Source organism: Gottfriedia sp. NPDC056225, assembly GCF_042267765.1.
Taxonomy (GTDB): domain Bacteria; phylum Bacillota; class Bacilli; order Bacillales; family Bacillaceae_G; genus Gottfriedia.
This window is the reverse complement of sequence record NZ_JBHJTJ010000002.1, coordinates 146,277-165,642: the sequence shown is the minus strand read 5'-3', so window position 1 is coordinate 165,642 and position 19,366 is coordinate 146,277. Positions and strand designations below refer to the sequence as shown.

At 35.6% G+C, this 19,366-nt stretch carries 19 protein-coding genes; 10 read left to right on the top strand and 9 right to left on the bottom strand.

The genetic code is table 11. The features are described from left to right. Positions 1-28: 28 nt before the first annotated feature. From hemW to ACFCYN_RS02875, 9 genes are all read left to right on the top strand, one after another. A complete protein-coding gene (gene hemW / locus ACFCYN_RS02915) occupies positions 29-1,165 on the top strand; it encodes a radical SAM family heme chaperone HemW (RefSeq protein ID WP_375947414.1) in 1,137 nt (378 codons plus the stop codon). A gap of 145 nt (positions 1,166-1,310) precedes the next feature. Next, positions 1,311-2,339 carry a heat-inducible transcriptional repressor HrcA gene (hrcA, locus tag ACFCYN_RS02910; RefSeq protein ID WP_172447452.1) on the top strand — a complete coding sequence of 343 codons (1,029 nt, stop codon included), beginning with the start codon at positions 1,311-1,313 and terminating at the stop codon, positions 2,337-2,339. A 57-nt stretch (positions 2,340-2,396) separates the two neighbouring features. After that, positions 2,397-2,984 (top strand): nucleotide exchange factor GrpE, encoded by a 588-nt coding sequence (gene grpE / locus ACFCYN_RS02905; protein ID WP_375947411.1) that lies wholly within the window; start codon positions 2,397-2,399, stop codon positions 2,982-2,984. Between the two features lie 87 nt (positions 2,985-3,071). Continuing rightward, entirely contained in the window at positions 3,072-4,895 is a 1,824-nt protein-coding gene (dnaK, locus tag ACFCYN_RS02900; RefSeq protein WP_172447454.1) for a molecular chaperone DnaK, read from the top strand. Between the two features lie 264 nt (positions 4,896-5,159). Continuing rightward, on the top strand, positions 5,160-6,296 hold the full coding sequence (gene dnaJ, locus ACFCYN_RS02895) for a molecular chaperone DnaJ (RefSeq protein ID WP_375947409.1): 1,137 nt from the start codon (positions 5,160-5,162) through the stop codon (positions 6,294-6,296). A gap of 145 nt (positions 6,297-6,441) precedes the next feature. Next, complete coding sequence (prmA, locus tag ACFCYN_RS02890; RefSeq protein WP_172447456.1) at positions 6,442-7,392, top strand: 50S ribosomal protein L11 methyltransferase; 951 nt, start codon at positions 6,442-6,444, stop codon at positions 7,390-7,392. 1 nt (position 7,393) lies between these two features. Then, positions 7,394-8,146: a 16S rRNA (uracil(1498)-N(3))-methyltransferase gene (locus tag ACFCYN_RS02885; RefSeq protein WP_172447457.1), complete on the top strand. Its 753-nt coding sequence runs from the start codon at positions 7,394-7,396 to the stop codon at positions 8,144-8,146. Positions 8,147-8,150: 4 nt separating this feature from the next. After that, on the top strand, positions 8,151-9,485 hold the full coding sequence (mtaB, locus tag ACFCYN_RS02880; protein WP_375947406.1) for a tRNA (N(6)-L-threonylcarbamoyladenosine(37)-C(2))-methylthiotransferase MtaB: 1,335 nt from the start codon (positions 8,151-8,153) through the stop codon (positions 9,483-9,485). Between the two features lie 141 nt (positions 9,486-9,626). Then, entirely contained in the window at positions 9,627-9,821 is a 195-nt protein-coding gene (locus tag ACFCYN_RS02875; RefSeq protein WP_172447459.1) for a hypothetical protein, read from the top strand. Positions 9,822-9,911: 90 nt separating this feature from the next. Here ACFCYN_RS02875 and ACFCYN_RS02870 read toward each other — a convergent pair whose 3' ends face one another. Together ACFCYN_RS02870 and ACFCYN_RS02865 are read right to left on the bottom strand one after the other, a co-directional pair. Beyond that, on the bottom strand, positions 9,912-10,580 hold the full coding sequence (locus ACFCYN_RS02870; protein WP_375947403.1) for a Rossmann-fold NAD(P)-binding domain-containing protein: 669 nt from the start codon (positions 10,578-10,580) through the stop codon (positions 9,912-9,914). A 62-nt stretch (positions 10,581-10,642) separates the two neighbouring features. Further along, positions 10,643-11,215: a TetR/AcrR family transcriptional regulator gene (locus ACFCYN_RS02865; protein ID WP_375947401.1), complete on the bottom strand. Its 573-nt coding sequence runs from the start codon at positions 11,213-11,215 to the stop codon at positions 10,643-10,645. A 198-nt stretch (positions 11,216-11,413) separates the two neighbouring features. On the opposite strand from ACFCYN_RS02865, the gene ACFCYN_RS02860 reads away from it, so the two are divergent. Next, entirely contained in the window at positions 11,414-12,280 is an 867-nt protein-coding gene (locus ACFCYN_RS02860) for a peptidoglycan-binding protein (RefSeq protein WP_375947399.1), read from the top strand. A gap of 290 nt (positions 12,281-12,570) precedes the next feature. Here the strand turns inward: ACFCYN_RS02860 and ACFCYN_RS02855 are convergent, their stop codons facing one another. The 7 genes from ACFCYN_RS02855 to ACFCYN_RS02825 all read right to left on the bottom strand — a co-directional run bounded on the left by ACFCYN_RS02855 (position 12,571) and on the right by ACFCYN_RS02825 (position 19,320). After that, positions 12,571-13,896: a transporter gene (locus ACFCYN_RS02855; RefSeq protein WP_375947397.1), complete on the bottom strand. Its 1,326-nt coding sequence runs from the start codon at positions 13,894-13,896 to the stop codon at positions 12,571-12,573. A gap of 3 nt (positions 13,897-13,899) precedes the next feature. Continuing rightward, positions 13,900-14,598 carry a response regulator transcription factor gene (locus tag ACFCYN_RS02850; protein WP_172447463.1) on the bottom strand — a complete coding sequence of 233 codons (699 nt, stop codon included), beginning with the start codon at positions 14,596-14,598 and terminating at the stop codon, positions 13,900-13,902. After that, positions 14,595-15,362, bottom strand: a complete 768-nt coding sequence (locus tag ACFCYN_RS02845; RefSeq protein ID WP_172447464.1) for a sensor histidine kinase — start codon at positions 15,360-15,362, stop codon at positions 14,595-14,597. The genes ACFCYN_RS02850 and ACFCYN_RS02845 overlap by 4 nt, the downstream gene beginning before the upstream one ends. A gap of 98 nt (positions 15,363-15,460) precedes the next feature. After that, positions 15,461-16,447: an ABC transporter ATP-binding protein gene (locus ACFCYN_RS02840; RefSeq protein ID WP_375947394.1), complete on the bottom strand. Its 987-nt coding sequence runs from the start codon at positions 16,445-16,447 to the stop codon at positions 15,461-15,463. Next, positions 16,447-17,472: an ABC transporter ATP-binding protein gene (locus tag ACFCYN_RS02835; RefSeq protein ID WP_172447466.1), complete on the bottom strand. Its 1,026-nt coding sequence runs from the start codon at positions 17,470-17,472 to the stop codon at positions 16,447-16,449. The genes ACFCYN_RS02840 and ACFCYN_RS02835 overlap by 1 nt, the downstream gene beginning before the upstream one ends. Before the next feature lie 12 nt (positions 17,473-17,484). After that, positions 17,485-18,405, bottom strand: a complete 921-nt coding sequence (locus ACFCYN_RS02830) for an ABC transporter permease (RefSeq protein ID WP_098120476.1) — start codon at positions 18,403-18,405, stop codon at positions 17,485-17,487. A gap of 12 nt (positions 18,406-18,417) precedes the next feature. Then, a complete protein-coding gene (locus ACFCYN_RS02825) occupies positions 18,418-19,320 on the bottom strand; it encodes an ABC transporter permease (RefSeq protein WP_375947391.1) in 903 nt (300 codons plus the stop codon). Between the last annotated feature and the right edge of the window lie 46 nt (positions 19,321-19,366).

Genomic DNA, 19,366 nt, shown 5'->3' with positions numbered 1-19,366 from the left:
TTTCGTTACATAGAAAAGAGGAGAAGGTATGGCATCTTCCGTTTATATTCATATACCCTTTTGTCAGCAGATTTGTTATTACTGCGACTTTAATAAATTTATGATGGACCGCCAGCCGGTTGATCAATATTTAGAATATCTAGAGAAAGAAATTATTGAAAGTTTAAATAGAAATCCGATAACTGATTTGAAAACAGTTTTCGTAGGCGGAGGTACGCCAACTGCATTAACTTTAGATCAAACTCAAGTGTTAGTTGATATGATTAACAACCATATTATAAAAGGAAAAAAGGGAATAGAGATGACTTTTGAAAGTAATCCTAATGAAATTTCAAAAGAGAAGCTACAAATTTTAAAAGATGGTGGAGTGAATCGAATTAGCTTTGGGGCACAAACATTCGATGAAGGTCTACTTAAAAAAATTGGACGAACTCATTCACCTAATGAAATAGAAGAAGCAATTCAAACAGCGAAAGCGGTTGGAATTGATAATATTAATCTTGATTTAATGTATGCCCTGCCAGGTCAAACGATGGAACAATTCGTTGATTCATTGGATAAAGCGATGGCGTTACCGATTCAGCATATTTCAGCGTATTCATTAATTATTGAACCGAAAACAGTTTTTTACATAGAAATGAATAGGGGCAAGCTTAAGCCTGCTCCTGAAGAAGATGAAGCAGCTATGTATGACTTTTTAATGAAGTATCTAGAAGAAAAAGGTTTTCATCAATATGAAATCAGCAATTTTGAAAAGAATGGCCTAGAAAGTAAGCATAATCTTGTTTACTGGAATAATGATGAGTATTTTGGATTTGGTGCTGGCGCACACGGATATATAAATGGAATTCGATATTCGAATGCTGGTCCGTTAAAGAAATATTTTCAATTGATTGATGAGACTGGTGTGCCGATTGTTCATGAACATACAGTAACTCAGCAAGAAAAAATGGAAGAAGAAATGTTTTTAGGTTTGCGAAAAATGCAAGGAGTATCGGAAAGAAAATTCCAAGAAAAATTTGGTTCAAACTTTAATGAAGTATTTCCGAATGTAATAGAAAAACTAAACAAAGATGGATTAGTTGAAATGAATGGGGAATTCCTTAGACTAACTCATAAAGGAAAACTTCTAGGAAATGAAGTATTTCAAGCATTTTTAATTTAGGTGGATGGTGGGAAAGGCAGGAAATTAACTTTCCCTCAGTTCCTTTTTAATCCTTTACACTTCTCTTGACATAGTAAAAAGGATTTGTTAAGTTAATAATATATTTAGCACTCACTAGACAAGAGTGCTAATAGAGGTGATAAACATGTTGACTGAAAGACAGTTATTGATACTACAAATTATTATCGATGACTTTATTCGCATGGCACAACCTGTAGGTTCAAGGAGTTTATCTAAAAAAGAAGGTATTTCATTTAGTTCAGCAACGATACGAAATGAGATGGCTGATTTGGAGGAACTTGGATATATTGAAAAGCCTCATAGCTCTGCGGGTCGAATCCCTTCTGAAAAAGGGTATCGTTTTTATGTAGACCATTTGTTATCACCACAGCTTGTTAATGACGATGATGTTCGTTCGATAAAAGGTATTTTTGCCGAGCGTATTTTTGAAATAGAAAAGCTAGTTAAAAATTCGGCTGATATATTATCTGATTTAACAAATTACACAACAATTGCACTCGGTCCAAAGGTTACTGAAAATAGGGTTAAAAATATTCAGTTAATTCCAATAGGACCTAATACAGCCGTATCAATTATTGTAACTGACACAGGGATTGTTAAAAATCGAACAGTTACAATACCACCTGGTGTATCGATGAGTGATATTGAAAAAATGGTAAATATTTTAAATGAGCGACTAGTAAATGTTCCAATTCATCAAATAAATGACAAGCTTTATAAGGAAATTGCGATGATCTTGCGTTCGCATATTTCAAATTATGAAAGTGTTATTAAGATGTTTGGTGGCACTATTGACGTACCGATTGAACAAAAACTGTTTTTAAGTGGAAAAACAAATATTTTAGCACAGCCTGAATTTCATAATGTTGAGACGATGAAAATATTGTTAAACATGATCGAAAAGCAAGATGAACTAAAAAGTATTATTCCGTTTGAACAGATGGGTTTAAGTGTCAAGATTGGTAAAGAAAATGAAAAGTCTGGATTAGAAAATGTAAGTATCATTAGCGCAACCTACTCTTTAGGTGAAGATCAAATTGGTACAATTGCAGTATTAGGCCCAACTCGAATGGAGTATTCTCGAGTAATTTCATTAATGCATTTAATCACAGGACAATTGAATTTATTATTTTCATCTAAGGATGTTGAATAAATCCATTGTGAAAAGAAACAATGGATTACATATAAAAAATTAGGAGGTGAAGGTGACATGACAGAACGTCAGGAAGAACTTTTAAATGATGAAGCTGTAAATGATGAAGTAGTGAATGAAGAAACTACTGTTGAAGAGCCTTCAATCTTTACAGAAGAAAAAACAGAAGACCAATCTGAAGTAGTTGATTCGACTGAGGATGAACTTCAAAAGCTTCGTGCTGAAGTAGATGAGAAGGAAAATAAATACTTACGTCTACATGCTGACTTCGAAAATTATAAGCGTCGTGCACTTTTAGACCAACAAGCTTTAATGACTTATCGTGCTCAAAGCTTAGTATCTGATTTATTACCAGTACTAGATAATTTCGAACGCGCATTACAAGTTGAAGCAACAGAAGAGCAAACTGCTTCTTTAAAACAAGGTATGGAAATGGTGTACCGTTTGTTAGTAGAAGCTGTGAAAAAAGAAGGAGTAGAAGAAATCCCAGCACTTGGTGAACAATTCGATCCGAATTTCCATCAAGCTGTTATGCAAGAAAGTGATGCTTCTAAACCATCTAATGAAGTTCTACAAGAATTTCAAAAAGGCTATAAACTAAAGGATCGAGTAATCCGTGCATCAATGGTTAAAGTAAACGAGTAATCATACTTGCGTCTATTTAGACGCTAATATAAATATAAAATTAAAATACTAAAAGATAACTTTTGTAGATTTTAGGAGGAACATGCAATGAGTAAAATTATTGGTATTGACTTAGGTACAACGAACTCTTGTGTAGCAGTATTAGAAGGTGGAGAGCCAAAAGTAATTCCGAACCCAGAGGGTGGACGTACAACTCCGTCAGTTGTTGCGTTTAAAAATGGTGAGCGCCAAGTTGGGGAAGTAGCAAAACGTCAAGCTATTACAAACCCTAACACAATCATGTCAATCAAACGTCATATGGGTACTACTCATAAAGAAAACATTGAAGGTAAAGATTTCTCTCCACAAGAAATCTCTGCAATCATTCTTCAAAACTTAAAAGCATCTGCTGAAGCTTATTTAGGTGAAGCAGTAACGAAAGCAGTTATTACAGTACCTGCATATTTCAATGATGCTGAGCGTCAAGCAACTAAAGATGCTGGTAAAATCGCAGGTTTAGAAGTAGAGCGTATCATCAACGAACCAACTGCTGCTGCATTAGCATACGGTTTAGATAAAATGGATGAAGACCAAACAATCTTAGTTTATGACTTAGGTGGCGGTACATTCGACGTTTCAATCCTTGAATTAGGAGATGGAATTTTTGAAGTTAAAGCTACAGCTGGTGACAACCGTTTAGGTGGAGATGATTTTGACCAAGTAATCATCGACCATTTAGTAGCTGAGTTCAAAAAAGAAAATGGTGTAGACTTAAGCCAAGACAAAATGGCTCTACAACGTTTAAAAGATGCTGCTGAAAAAGCGAAAAAAGACTTATCAGGTATTACTGCAACTCAAATTTCATTACCATTCATCAGCATGGGTGCAGCTGGTCCATTACACTTAGAGTTAAACTTAACTCGTGCAAAATTCGAAGAGCTTTCTCACAACCTAGTAGAAAGAACTTTAGGCCCAACTCGTCAAGCAATGAAGGATTCAGGCTTATCTGCTAGCCAAATTGATAAAGTAATCTTAGTTGGTGGATCAACTCGTATTCCAGCTGTTCAAGAAGCAATTAAGAAAGAAACTGGAAAAGAACCACATAAAGGTGTTAACCCTGATGAAGTAGTAGCATTAGGTGCTGCAATTCAAGGTGGAGTTTTAACTGGTGATGTGAAAGACGTAGTATTATTAGACGTAACTCCATTATCATTAGGTATTGAAACAATGGGTGGTGTGTTCACGAAATTAATCGATCGTAACACGACAATCCCAACTAGTAAATCTCAAGTATTCTCAACTGCTGCTGACAATCAACCTGCTGTAGACATTCATGTTCTACAAGGTGAGCGTCCAATGGCTAATGACAATAAAACATTAGGTCGTTTCCAATTATCGGATATCCCACCAGCACCACGTGGAATTCCACAAATTGAAGTATCGTTTGATATCGACAAAAATGGTATCGTAACTGTACGTGCAAAAGACTTAGGTACTCAAAAAGAACAAAATATCGTAATTCAATCTTCTTCAGGTTTAAGTGACGAAGAAGTAGAACGCATGGTAAAAGAAGCAGAATTAAATGCTGATGCTGATGCAAAACGTAAAGAAGAAGTAGATCTTAAAAACGAAGCGGATCAACTAGTATTCCAAGTAGAGAAAACTTTAAAAGATCTTGAAGGTAAAGTTGAAGAAGCAGAAGTTACAAAAGCTAACGAAGCTAAAGACGCATTAAAAGCTGCTTTAGAAGCTGGTAACTTAGATGATATCCGTACGAAGAAAGATGCTCTTTCTGAAATCGTTCAAGCTTTAACAGTGAAGCTTTATGAGCAAGCTGCTGCTGCACAGCAAGCTGCAGGTGGCGCTGAAGGCCAAGCGAAACAAGACGATGTAGTAGACGCTGAGTTTACTGAAGTTAAAGAAGATAAGTAAATTAGAATATAAATATCTAAAAAATGAGGAAGTCAAAGTCAGGGTAGCCTTGGCTTTGACTTTTTCTCATGTTAAGAAAGTATAAAATGGTAGCGAAATGAGCTCTCGATCTAGTTGCCAATTTTAGGAATAAAGGATAAGTGAAGCTAAGCCTCTGACTTCTCCTAAAAGATAAGTTAGTCGACAAGTTTTCTTTATTTTCTTTAAGAAAAGCATAGGATATGTTAAAATATTCTTTATGTGAAAGGAGCGGATTGAAACACTATGAGTAAACGTGATTACTATGATGTGCTTGGCGTGAGTAAAAGTGCATCACAAGATGAAATAAAAAAATCGTTTCGTAAATTAGCAAAAACATATCATCCGGATGTTAATAAGGATCCTGATGCCCCTGAAAAGTTTAAAGAGGTACAAGAAGCATACGAAAACTTATCAGACGATCAAAAACGCGCTCATTATGATCAGTTTGGTCATACAGATCCTAACCAAGGATTCGGTGGTGGCGGATTTGGCGGCGGCGGATTCGGTGGCTTTGAAGATATTTTCAGTCAGTTTTTTGGTGGTGGTGGCGGTGGACGACGTCGTGATCCGAACGCACCAAGAGCTGGAGCTGATTTACAATATACAATGACAATTCAGTTTGAAGAAGCGGCATTTGGAATGGAAAGAGAAATTGAAATTCCAACTGAAGAAACTTGTCATACATGTAGCGGTTCAGGTGCGAAGCCTGGTACGTCAAAAGAAACATGTAATCATTGTCATGGTTCAGGTCAAATGAGTGTTGAACAAAATACGCCATTTGGACGTATTGTAAACCGTACGACATGTTCACACTGTCAAGGTACTGGACAGATGATTAAAGATAAATGTAATACTTGTCATGGCGCTGGTCGAGTGAAAACTCGTAAGAAAATCATGGTAAAAGTACCAGCTGGTATTGATGACGGACAACAAATTCGTCTTTCAGGTCAAGGAGAACCAGGTAAAAATGGTGGTCCTGCTGGAGACTTGTATATTGCATTCCACGTTCGTGAGCATGAATTCTTTGAAAGAGATGGAAATGATGTTTACTGTGAACTTCCATTAACTTTTGCACAAGCTGCATTAGGTGATGAAGTTGAGGTTCCAACATTACATGGTAAAGTTAAAACAAAAATTCCTGCTGGAACGCAAACTGGTACAAGAATGCGTTTAAAAGGTAAAGGAATTAAAGATGTACGTGGATATGGTCAAGGGGATCAACACGTTATCATAAAAGTTATCACACCAACAAAACTAACAAGCCGTCAAAAAGAATTGCTTGAAGAGTTTTATAATATTGGAAAAGGTCAAAAAGACGATAAACATGATTCTTTCTTTACAAAGTTAAAACGTGCAGTAAAGAATTTTGGCGAACAGTAAAATAAGTTATTAATTCAGTACGTTAGTATAGGTAAAAAGTGGAAACACTAAATAGAAGAAGTTATAAAATGGCACCCTCTAAATCTGATTATGATTAGAGGGTATTGCCAAGTATAGAAGAGAGTATGAATGGAGTTGGTAGTTAATGAAATGGTCAGAGTTAAGTATTCACACTACACAGGATGCGGTTGAACCGATTTCTAATATTTTACACGAAGCTGGTGCAAGTGGTGTTGTCATTGAGGATGTGTTTGATTTGACGAAGGAGCGAGCACAGGTTTACGGTGAAATCTACCAGCTTAACCCAAAAGATTATCCAGAGGAAGGTGTAATTGTTAAAGCATACCTTCCTGTGAATAGTTTTTTAAACGATACGATCGATGGAATTAAAGAAGCTATTAATAATTTAATAGCGTTTGATATTGATTTAGGTAAAAATACATTTGCTGTTCACGAAGTAAACGAAGAAGATTGGGCCACTGCTTGGAAAAAGTATTATCATCCAATCGCAATTTCAGATCGTTTTACAATTGTACCATCTTGGGAAGAGTATGAACCAAAATCATCTGACGAGTTAATTATCGAGTTAGACCCTGGTATGGCATTTGGTACTGGTACACATCCGACAACAGTTATGTGTATACGTGCCCTTGAGAAAGTCGTAAAATCAACAGACAGAGTAATCGATGTTGGGACAGGTTCAGGAGTACTAAGTATTGCAGCGGCTAAACTTGGTTCTTCAAATATTGAAGCTTATGACTTAGACGATGTGGCAGTTCGAAGTGCTAGGGAAAATGTTGAATTAAACAAAGTAGATGATGTAGTAAAAGTTGGACAAGGTAACTTACTACAAGGTATTGAAGGACCGTTCCAAGTTGTAGTTGCTAATTTACTTGCTGAGATTATCCTTCGTTTTGTTGACGATGTATATAATGTTTTAGAACCAGGTGGAACATTTATTTCTTCAGGCATAATTGGGGCTAAGCAACAAGATATTGAAGATGAATTGAAACGTGTTGGTTTTGTAGTGTTGGAAGTATTACATTTAGATGACTGGGTTGCAATTATTGCAAAAAAACCAGCTCAAGGAATGTAATATGCAAAGATATTTTATAGAAGAAACGCAACTTCAGAATGATACTGTTACAATAACTGGTGATGATGCACATCATATCGCAAATGTTATGCGAATGAAACCAGAACAAGAAATTATTTGTATAGTACAAGGATCTTCAACTGTTCGTTGTTCACTTACAAATATTTCTAGTGAACAAATAACTGCTGCTGTTGTAGAATATGTTGAGAATACTAATGAACTACCAATATCAATTACGATTGCTAGTGGTCTACCAAAAGGTGATAAACTAGAATTGATCATACAAAAAAGTACAGAACTTGGAGCAAGTAGTTTTTTACCATTTGCTGCAGCTAGATCAATTGTTAAACTAGACGATAAAAAAGCTGGTAAAAAAGTTGAAAGATGGCAAAAGATTGCAAAGGAAGCGGCTGAACAATCTTACCGATTTATAGTGCCAACTGTTGAACAACCAGTTTCTTTTCAACAATTACTTAACTCAATACAGCATTATGATGCGTGTATTGTTGCATATGAAGAAAGTGCAAAAATAGGAGAATCAGCAGGGCTTGTTCAAACATTCCAGTCATTAAAAGAAGGCTCGCGATTATTAGTCGTGTTTGGCCCAGAGGGTGGTCTGTCTGATAAAGAAGTTGATCAGCTAGAAGCAAAAGGTGCTATGTTATGTGGGCTTGGGCCTCGAATTTTACGTACTGAAACTGCACCATTTTATGTTTTAGCTGCTGCCTCCTTTCATTTTGAATTAATGAGGTGAAGAAATGCCAGAAGTAGCTTTTCATACATTAGGCTGTAAAGTTAACCATTACGAAACAGAAGCAATTTGGCAGCTGTTTAAAGCAGCGGGCTATGATCGTACTGAATATGAAAGTAAAGCTGATGTTTATGTAATTAATACGTGTACAGTTACAAATACAGGTGACAAAAAAAGTAGACAAGTAATCCGACGTGCTGTGCGTAAAAACCCAGATGCAGTAATTTGTGTAACTGGATGTTATGCACAAACATCTCCAGCGGAAATCATGGCGATTCCTGGGGTGGATATTGTTGTTGGTACACAGGATCGTACTAAAATGCTTGATTATATTGAACAATTTCGCGTAGAACGTCAACCAATTAATGGCGTAGGAAATATTATGAAAGCTCGAGTTTATGAAGAGTTAGACGTACCTGCTTTTACAGATCGTACGCGTGCTTCTTTAAAAATTCAAGAGGGCTGTAATAACTTCTGTACGTTCTGTATTATTCCTTGGGCTCGTGGTTTAATGCGCTCACGTGATCCAAAGGAAGTTGTTAAACAAGCAACTCAATTAGTTGAATCAGGCTATAAAGAAATCGTTTTAACTGGTATTCATACAGGTGGATACGGTCAAGACATGAAGGATTACAACTTATCAATGCTATTAAAAGATTTACAAACAGTTGAAGGCTTAAAGCGTGTTCGTATTTCTTCAATCGAAGCTAGTCAAATTACAGATGAAGTAATCGAAGTACTTCGTCATTCAAATATTGTAGTACGTCATTTACACGTACCTTTACAATCAGGATCTGATACTGTCTTAAAACGTATGCGTCGTAAATATACTATGGCAGAATTTGCTGAAAGAATTGAAAAATTACGTGAAGTATTACCAAACTGTTCAATTACATCTGATGTAATCGTAGGATTCCCAGGTGAAACTGAAGAAGAGTTTATGGAAACATACAACTTCATTCTAGACAATAAATTCTCAGAATTACACGTATTCCCATATTCAAAACGTACTGGTACACCAGCTGCACGTATGGAAGATCAAGTTGACGAAGAAATTAAAAATCAACGCGTACACCGTTTAATTGAATTATCAAATCAACTTGCAAAAGAATACGCATCAATGTTTGATGGAGATGTATTAGAAGTTATTCCGGAAGAAAAATATACGGAAAATGGCGCAGTTGGACAATTAATTGGTTACACAGACAATTATCTAAAAGTCGTGTTCGAAGGAACAGAAGACATGATCGGTAAAATTGTAAAAGTCAAAATCGCTGAAGCTGGTTATCCAGTAAATAAAGGTGAATTTGTCCGAGTTTTAGAAGACGTTACTGTTAACTAAGAACTATAAATAAAAGGATAGATATTCTAGAAAAAATCTAGGGCATCTATCCTTTTTTATTTTGGCTTGATAAAAAATGGCCGAACTATTTAGTATGTATTCCAAACATCCATACAAAATATAAATACGGAGGTGATTCATATGACAAAGCACAATCGATCAAGAGATACTGACGATAACCATATCCACGTTGCTACCAACTCATACTTAGATACGAGTGAGAATGATTCTAATAAAATTAATTATGACGAAGGTGGTAGCCCGTACTTAGATACAAGTGATGATGCATCATCCGCAGCAAACACAAGACGCGGAGCTCCATATTTGAATACATGATAATAGCAGATTGAGCAATGGGTAGAGGAACTAAAAAAACCAAACATCCCCATCACGGTAAGGTTTGGTTTTTTTCCCTTTCCCTGCTCCCTAATCTAATGCTGCTTTATTAATATCTTCAACCTCAATAAATGGTTTAGGGTACCCATTCTTTGCAATATTGATCATTGCTCGACCAATTTGTTTCGAAGTTGTTATCGAGTTCGGGAAGAGTTTTTTCAGGACAGGATAAATCGGTTTTGTTATGTCATAAATGCTTTGATATAATTTAGTTTTTGATTTTATATCCTTATGTGGAATAATTGCACCAGGACGGAACATATATGCACCCTTAAACGGTAATTTTAATAAGTCATTTTCTGTTTTTCCTTTTACTCTTGCCCACATAGTGCGACCTTTTTCCGTGGTATCAGTACCAGAACCTGTAACGTAAATAAAAGTCATTTGTAGATTCAATTTCGATAATGTGCGTGCGATTGAGATTGTAAGATCATAAGTAATTTTGCGATATTCTTCCTCTGACATCCTAAAGGATGATACGCCAAGACAAAAGAAACAAGCATCAAATCCTGTTAACTGATTTTCAATTTGAGATAAATCAAACAGATTATTGTGTTTAATTTCATGAAATTTATCGTGTTGGATTCCAGTCACACTGCGACCAACTGAGTAAATCGAATTGACAGTTGGATCTTGCAAGCATTCTTTTAAAACACTCTGACCAACCATTCCGGTTGCTCCAAAAAGTATAACTTTCATAACGTAACCTCCTAAATTTTATTAATAAATAAACATTCATTTAAAAATGAAGAAGATGAGGTTTATGCCTTAATAGCATCCCAGCTCATCTGTATAGCTTTATTAAGTGTACTTTCATCAAGGGCGAATTGACCTTTGATATGATTCTTTGCTAATTGTGAGATCGGTAACATCGAATACATAACTAATAAGTTAACGTCCTCTTGTTTAATTAATAATTGTTTTTTTCCGTTTTCAAACATGTCAAAGACTTGTGCAAACAGATTAGAGCTTTCATCAAGGCACCAATTTTGTAGTAAAGGTGAGTTAGATACTTGCTCTATAAAGAGGAAGTAATCACTATTCTTCATTATAAATTCAACGAAGTTTCTTGTATAATTTTCAAATTGTAGTCTAGTAGATTCAGTATTGTCAACGCCTTTAATAACGGAGTCACTCATTAATCGTTTGGATTTTAGATAACTCTCTTTTAACATGTCCTCCTTATTTTCGAAATAAATATAAATGGTTGCAGCAGATACATTTGCTTTTTTAGCGATTTTTGAAATAGATATTTCTGAAAAACCAATTTCATTTACAAGTTGAATCGTAGCGTTAAAAATTGCTTCTGTTTTATTTTCATCTCTAAGTCTCATGAGCAAATAATAAATGATTATTCATTTATAGTCAATGTTAAACCCGAAAAATGAGTATTTAGATTATGTAAAAAAACATTAAAAAATACTAATAAAACAAGTAGTTAGTATCTAATTGAGATGAATTATCGAATGTAATTAGGGAATAGTAAAATTTGTAGTTTCAAAAGTCTTATTATTTAGAAGGATGGTGTCATTATGAATGAATTCGAGTGGGACAAGTCTTATTCTGCTAAGAATAAGGAATTTAAAATTATCAAATACGGTAAAAAAAGTTTAGGGACGATTGTGCTTTCATCAATGCTTGCGTTAGGTATGTCATCTACTAGTTATGCATTTGGTAAAGGTTCAGAAGGTCCAGATGTATATGTTGTACAAGGTATGTTGAAATCGATAGGTAGTTACTCAGGTAAGATTACTGGACATTATAATTATTTAACGATTAAAGGTGTAAAATATTATCAAAAGACACATGGATTACCAGTTACTGGTGCAGTAGATCCGAATACTTTTTCATCAATCATGCACTCATATGAATCAGTAAAAGCTGGCGGAGGAACTGGCGGCGCAGGTGAAGGCGGCGGTGCTGGCGGAGGAGCTGGTGGCGGCGCAGGTGAAGGCGGAGGAGCTGGCGGAGGAGCTGGTGGTGGCGCAGGTGAAGGTGGCGGTGCTGGCGGAGGAGCTGGTGGTGGCGCAGGTGCTGGCGGAGGAGCTGGTGGTGGCGCAGGTGAAGGCGGCGGTGCTGGCGGAGGAGCTGGTGGTGGCGCAGGTGAAGGCGGCGGTGCTGGCGGAGGAGCTGGTGGCGGCGCAGGTGAAGGCGGTGGCCAAGGTGGAGGAACTGGTGGTGGCACAGGTGAAGGCGGTGGCCAAGGTGGAGGAACAGAGCAACCTCAACCAGGTAAAGGCGGAACAGAACAACCTCAACCAGGTAAAGGCGGAACAGAACAACCTCAACCAGGTAAAGGTGGAACAGAACAGCCTCAACCAGGTAAAGGCGGAAATGAACAACCTGAGCCAGAAAAAGGTGGCAATGAAAATCCTCCACCAAGTAAAGGTGGAAATTAAGAAGCTTATAGTTGATACAATGATCGTATAATCGATTAGAAGAGGGTGAACCAAAAGTCTAACTTTTAGGTGCATCCTCATTTTTAATTTGATAGGAAATAATTAATATAAGAGTAGTCGAAATAACGGGTGGAATGCAATTAAGAAGCCAAAAACTTAAAATAAAAGCCCGCGCACAAATAAAATTCAGAATCAGCTAATATTAGTAAAAATGCAATTATAATTAACAAGAATCTAAATGGAAAAAGGGACCTCCTATTCGCCAGTTATGCTGACTTTTAGGACTGCCCCTATTTTTCCGAGATCGTAAAGTTTTTTTTATGAGTAAATAAGCTGATTGAAAAACAAATCATTATAATAATTATAGAAAATAATGAACTTAACCAAATACTTTGAAATTCGCCTACATACGGTTGAACAACATAAGATAGTATAATACTTATTATGATACTTAAAGGTACGTAGTTAGCTGTCTTTCCTTTACTAAAGACAATAACCAAAATTGGAAACAACAATGCTGAATAGACATTTCCTGAGTAAAATAATAGTTCGATAATATTTTTTGATTGAATAACTGTTGAGAAAAATATAATAACTCCGATAACGACCGACAAAAGATAGGCCATTCTTATTTTTTGTTGATCACTTTTTGTTTTTTTTAATGGCTCAATTATATTAAGAACGATTAAGCTAGTAAGTGAGTGAAGTACTGCACCGAATGTCGAGGTAATCGCATTAAATGCACATAAAACAAAAAGAATGAAGAAGAATGGTGTTGTAATTTTATTTGCTAAACCAACTAATATTGATTGAATATCTGTAAATCCACCTGTAAAAATGACAATGATAAAAAGACACGAAAATGAAAGAGGGAAAATTCCCCATATTAGCCCAGATAACGAGAATGTTAGCGGAATTTTCTTAGCTTCAATCATAAATAATCGATGCCATGAAGTAATGTCGAAGAAAAACTGACCAAATCCTACTAACAGACCTGAAAATAGAAATCCCCATAAATCGTAATGATCAATGACTAACATGTATGGATGATATAATTTAATTCCATCATATACAGGTTGAACGCCTTCTTTTACGAAAAAATATAAAGGGATTAAGATTGCAGCTGCAAACATTGTAATCACTTGAAATCCTGCTAATCCATGTATCATCTTTAATCCACCAAAGCCAGCAAAAAGGACACAAAAACAAATAAAAATGAAAATTTCAGTATACAATGGTAAATTAAATAAAAAATGAAATAAAGTAGATGCTGACATAGATTGAATATATAATATGTGCAGGCTAGTTAAGATTAATATACCAATCATAATCCAATAACCAAATGGATGGAGCTTTTTCTTCAAATAATCTCCTATTGTTAAACAATCAGGAAATTCTCCACGAACTTTTTTCCCAATAAAACTAAATACAAACAAAGCAATAGCTCCTAAAAATGCATAACCAATTCCACCAAATACGCCATATTTAATCATAGATTCTGGCGAAGATAAAATTGTAGTACCTGTTACCCAACGTGCCAAGAGAGAAATAATTCCCATTCCCATTCCAATTTGAATAGAGCCTTGCACGTATTCTCTAAATGAACGTGAATTCACTGTTTATTTTCCTTTCTCACGATACTCTTTTGGAGTAATGCCCTCAATTTTACGGAACAAAGTGCTAAAATAATGTTGACTATTAAAGCCTGAGTTTTCTGCAACATCAGATATATTCCAGTTTGAGTTATTTTTTAAGAATCGCTTAGCTGCTTGGATTCTAAAATCTATTAAATATTCTGAAAATGAAACGCCAACTTCTTCATGAAATTTCCTACTTAAATAAGTATGATTTGTGTGTACTTCGCGAGCAACGTCTGAAAGTGATAGTTTTTCAGCGAAATGATCATGAATATATAAAAGCGTTTGATGGATTAAACTAGAATACTGATTTGATGTGTCGGTTTCACTATATTTTGAGAGAACTTTATACAATTCACTTTCAATAACAGGTTTTGTTAAATAATCTAAAACTCCGATTCGGATTGACTGTTGGGCATAATCAAAACTTTGATATGCTGTGACCATAATAATATCGACATCTTTATTTTGTGCTCTTAGCTCTTCTCCAAACTCAAGACCAGAACGTCCTGGAAGATTAATGTCTAGAAATGCGATGTTAATTTTATGATTTTGATTAATTGTAATTGCTTGGCAAGCATCAGCAGCTTTATAGAATTTCCAAAGTGGAAATATATTTTTAATCAAATATTCCATTTGTTCAAGCTCTAGGGGTTCATCATCTACTAATAAGACATTCATTTTATAGCTCCCTCCTTTACATTTGAGTCATATATTAGTGGCCAAACGACCTTAACGTTTGTACCTAATTCATTTGAGGCAATTAATACATGTCCATTGCTACCAAAATATAGTTTTAGCCTCTTTTTTATATTGTCTAGCCCGTGACCTTCATTATTTGAAAATGAGTTTGTCATACCCATTAAGCCATTATCGATTACTTCTAAGCAAACTAGTTCAGAATCTTGATAAAAACGAATATGAAGTAAAGCCTCACCAATTTTTTTTTCTAAACCATGTTTAAAAGAATTTTCTACTAAGGTTTGCAAAATAAATGGAGGAACTAAAGCATCATATAATTCATTTGGACAATCTAACTGAGTTTTAAGTCGCTCGCCAAACCGTAGAGTTTGTATATCTAAATAATATTGAGTATATTGTATTTCTTGCGCTAGCGGAATTAAGGGCTCTGAAGACTTATATTTAAATTTTAAAAATTGAGAGAATGTTTCAAGTGCCCTGATTAATTCCGATGTTCGATTTAAACGAGCTAAGCTAAGTATGACATTTAGTGTATTAAACAAAAAGTGTGGTTGAATTTGCTGATTCAACTTGTTATATTGAGCTTCTTGGAGTGCGTGCTCTAAACGAATTTCTCTATTCTTATTTTCAAGTAAGTCGATCCTTTTTTCAAAAATAAATAAAAATAATAAAGCAATAGCTCCCATAATAGGAGCTAAAATAAATAGCATAATTAGTAAAGTAAATCCCTCGTAGCTAAGCATGAAAACCTCCAATAGGGCAGGTATAAGGGAATGAGGCTTCCCGTTTTTTTCTTAAAATCAAAGAACCCCGATGGGGATTCTTTGATTTCATTCCTCAATTATACTACAATGTGGCAAGCAACCTGATGATTTTGCTCGGATAATTTTAATTCAGGTACTCTTGTTTTACAAATATCGATCGCAAAAGGGCATCTTGTGTGGAAACGGCAGCCACTTGGGGGATCAATCGGAGAAGGTACGTCTCCTGTTAATATAATTCTTTCTCTCTGATGCACTGGATTTGGAACTGGAATTGCTGATAATAGTGCACGTGTATATGGGTGTTGCGGATTGTCAAATATTGATTTTTTATCGGCTATCTCGACTACTTTTCCTAAATACATTACCATCACACGATCTGAGATATGTCTTACTACACCTAAATCATGCGAGATGAAAAGAAAGGTAAGAGAGAATTTTTTCTGTAATGATTTAAGTAAGTTTAGTACTTGAGCTTGGATTGAAACGTCTAACGCAGAAACAGCTTCATCACAAATAATTAGTTTTGGATCGACTGCAAGTGCACGAGCAATTCCGACACGTTGGCGCTGTCCTCCACTAAATTCATGAGGATAACGCTCCATCGCTTCAGGTCTTAAACCAACATGTTCAAGTAATTCTTCAATTCTAGCTCTACGTTCTTCTTTTGGAACAACATTTTGAATAGCTAATGCCTCTCCTAAAATTTGTCCAATCGTTTGTCTAGGATTAAGAGAAGCAAATGGATCTTGAAAGATTACTTGTAAATCCTTTCTTATTTTGCGCATTTCTTTTTTTCCTAAGCTTAATAAATCTTTTTCTTTAAAATGAATGCTTCCACTTGTAGGCTCGTCTAATCTTAAGATCGCTCTACCGGTAGTAGATTTACCGCAACCGGATTCTCCTACAATGCTTAATGTTTCGCCCTCATAAATATGGAAACTAATATCGTCTACAGCCTTTACATGATTAATTGTTCTTCCTAAAATGCCACCCTTAATAGGAAAGTATTGTTTTAAATGATCTACATTAAGTAGTATTTTTTTATCCACTAGTTGTAATGCCATTATTCAATCCCTACTTTCTCTTGAAGCGTATCTGTTTCCCATTTTGATGTGTACATCCAACAACTAACTTCCGAATTTTTGTCAATTGTGTTTAAGTCTGGTACTGACGCATGGCAAATTTCTTTAGCATGTGCACAGCGGGGAGCAAAACTACAGCCTTTTGGCATATTGAATGGGCTCGGTACAGTACCAGGTATCGTAGTTAATTCATCTTGATCCATATCCAGACGTGGAAGAGAGTTTAATAAACCGATTGTGTATGGATGTTTAGGGCTATTAAATAGTTCTTTTGCTGAAGTATATTCAACAATTCTTCCGGCGTACATTACAGCCACTCGATCACAAGTCTCATAAACAACACCTAAATCATGCGTGATTAAGATAACGGCTGTACCGAAATCTTTTTGGAGTGATTTAATTAATTCCAGAATCTGAGCTTGAATTGTAACATCAAGAGCTGTAGTCGGTTCATCTGCGATTAGCACTTCTGGGTGACAAGCAAGTGCCATTGCAATCATAACCCTTTGTCGCATTCCACCACTAAGCTCATGTGGTTCTTGTTTTGCACGTTTTTCAGGAGAGGGGATCCCTACAAGTCGCAGCATTTCAACTGCTTTATCCCAAGCTTCCTTTTTGTTTAATTTTTGGTGAAGACGAATCGCTTCTGCAATTTGTTCGCCAGCTGAATAAACAGGGTTTAAAGATGTCATTGGCTCTTGAAAGATCATTGAAATTTCATTACCTCGTATTGAACGCATCTGTTTTTCAGTTTTTGCAAGTAAGTCTTCACCTTTAAAAAGAATACTACCACCAGCAATCTTTCCTGGAGGAGAGGGGATTAATCGTAATAGGGACAAGGAAGTAATACTCTTACCGCTACCAGACTCTCCTACAATTCCAAGTGTCTCACCTTTTTTTAAGTTAAAGCTTATTCCATTAACTGCCTTACTAACACCGTCATCTGTATAAAAGTGGGTTTGTAGATTTTTAACCTCAAGAATTGTTTCATCAAATTGTTTTTTCATAGTAGGACCTCCTTAATTCAAGTCAACTCGTTTATTAAAGTAACGGTAGAGAATATCAACAGCTAGATTCATAAATACGAAGATAATTGAAGCGATTAATACGCCACCTTGAACCATAGGTAAATCTCTTGTTCTAATTGCATCAACAATTAATCTACCAAGTCCATTAATTGCAAAAACTGACTCGGTTAAAACGGTACCACCAAGTAATGCACCAAATTGTAGACCAACAACAGTAATAACTGGAATTAATGCATTTTTTAGACCATGTTTGTAAATAATGACATGTTCCTTTAAACCTTTTGCTCTTGCTGTACGCATATAGTCTTGACGAACAACTTCTAACATACTTGATCTAGTCATTCTAGCTACAATTGCAGCACCACCTGCACCTAAAGTTAAGGCTGGTAGTACCATATGTTTAAACGTTCCCCAGCCAGCAACTGGAAATATATGAAGATTAACTGAAAAGAAGTAAATCAGCATTAAACCAAACCAGAAACTAGGTAAAGAGATTCCTAGTAAAGCAATAATCATAATTGTAATATCAGCTGCAGAATACTGTTTAGTCGCTGATATAATGCCTGCTAGCATACCAAGTACGACTGTAATGAAAATACTAGCCAGTGCAAGTTCAATTGTAATTGGCAAACGAATCATAATCTCATCTAATACTGGACGATTATTTCGAATAGATTCACCAAAATCACCTTGTAGTACATGAGCAATATAATCGAAATACTGAATAATGACCGGTCGATCAAAGCCAAGTTGATGACGAATCATTTCGATTGTTTGTTTCGTAGCACCTTCCCCAGCAAGTAGAGTTGCTGGATCACCAGGGACCATCTGCATAATTAAAAAAACGACTAAACTTACACCAATTAAAACTGGAATAGTTTGTATAATTCTTCTGACAATAAATAGAAACATATACTTTCCTCCTTATTTTTTCATCCTTGGATCAAGTGCATCTCTTAGTCCATCCCCGAAAATATTAAATCCTAATACAAGTGTTGAAATCGCGATACCTGGAAATAAGGCAATATGTGGTGCAGTAAATAAATAATCACGTCCACTACTTAACATCGCTCCCCATTCTGGAGATGGTGGCTGTGCGCCTAGTCCGAGATATGACAAGCCTGCTGCTGATAGAATAGCTGTAGCAAGTTTTAACGTAGCTTGGACAATTATTGGTGAAAGAATATTCGGTAAAATATGTTTGAAAATAATTGTTGCATCAGTTGCACCTAAAGCGCGAATTGCATCGATATATTCAAGTTTTCTGACGGATAACGTAGATCCTCTAACGATTCGTGCAAACATTGGAACTGAAAAGATACCGACAGCAACCATAACATTAATTAGACTAGGACCTAGTGCACTAATAATTGCAAGTGCCAGTAAAATACCTGGGAATGCAAGTAAAACATCAACAACCCTCATAATGATCGTATCCATCCATTTTCCGTAATAACCTGCGATCAACCCAAGAGTGATTCCGAAAACGGCTCCAAATAAGACAGATACAAAACCTACTGAAATTGAAAGACGGCTTCCATATATTATCCTACTTAAAATATCTCTTCCTTTATCATCAGTTCCCATCCAATTTTCCATCGATGGCGTCTGAAGTTTGTGCATTAAATCAATTGCAAAAGGATCCTTTGGTGAAATTAATGGTGCAAAAATGGCTACTAAAATATAAAAAAGTACTATATATCCTCCAACTAGTGCCAATTTATTTTTTTTAAACTTCCTATAGAATACTTTCCATCTTTTAAGTTTTTGAGATTTTCTTTTTTCTAGTTTAATTTCAGTATTACTTAATACTGTCTCTGCTTTCATATTTCTTCCCCCTTTTCTTTGTTTAAATTTATTCAAAATTGGAATT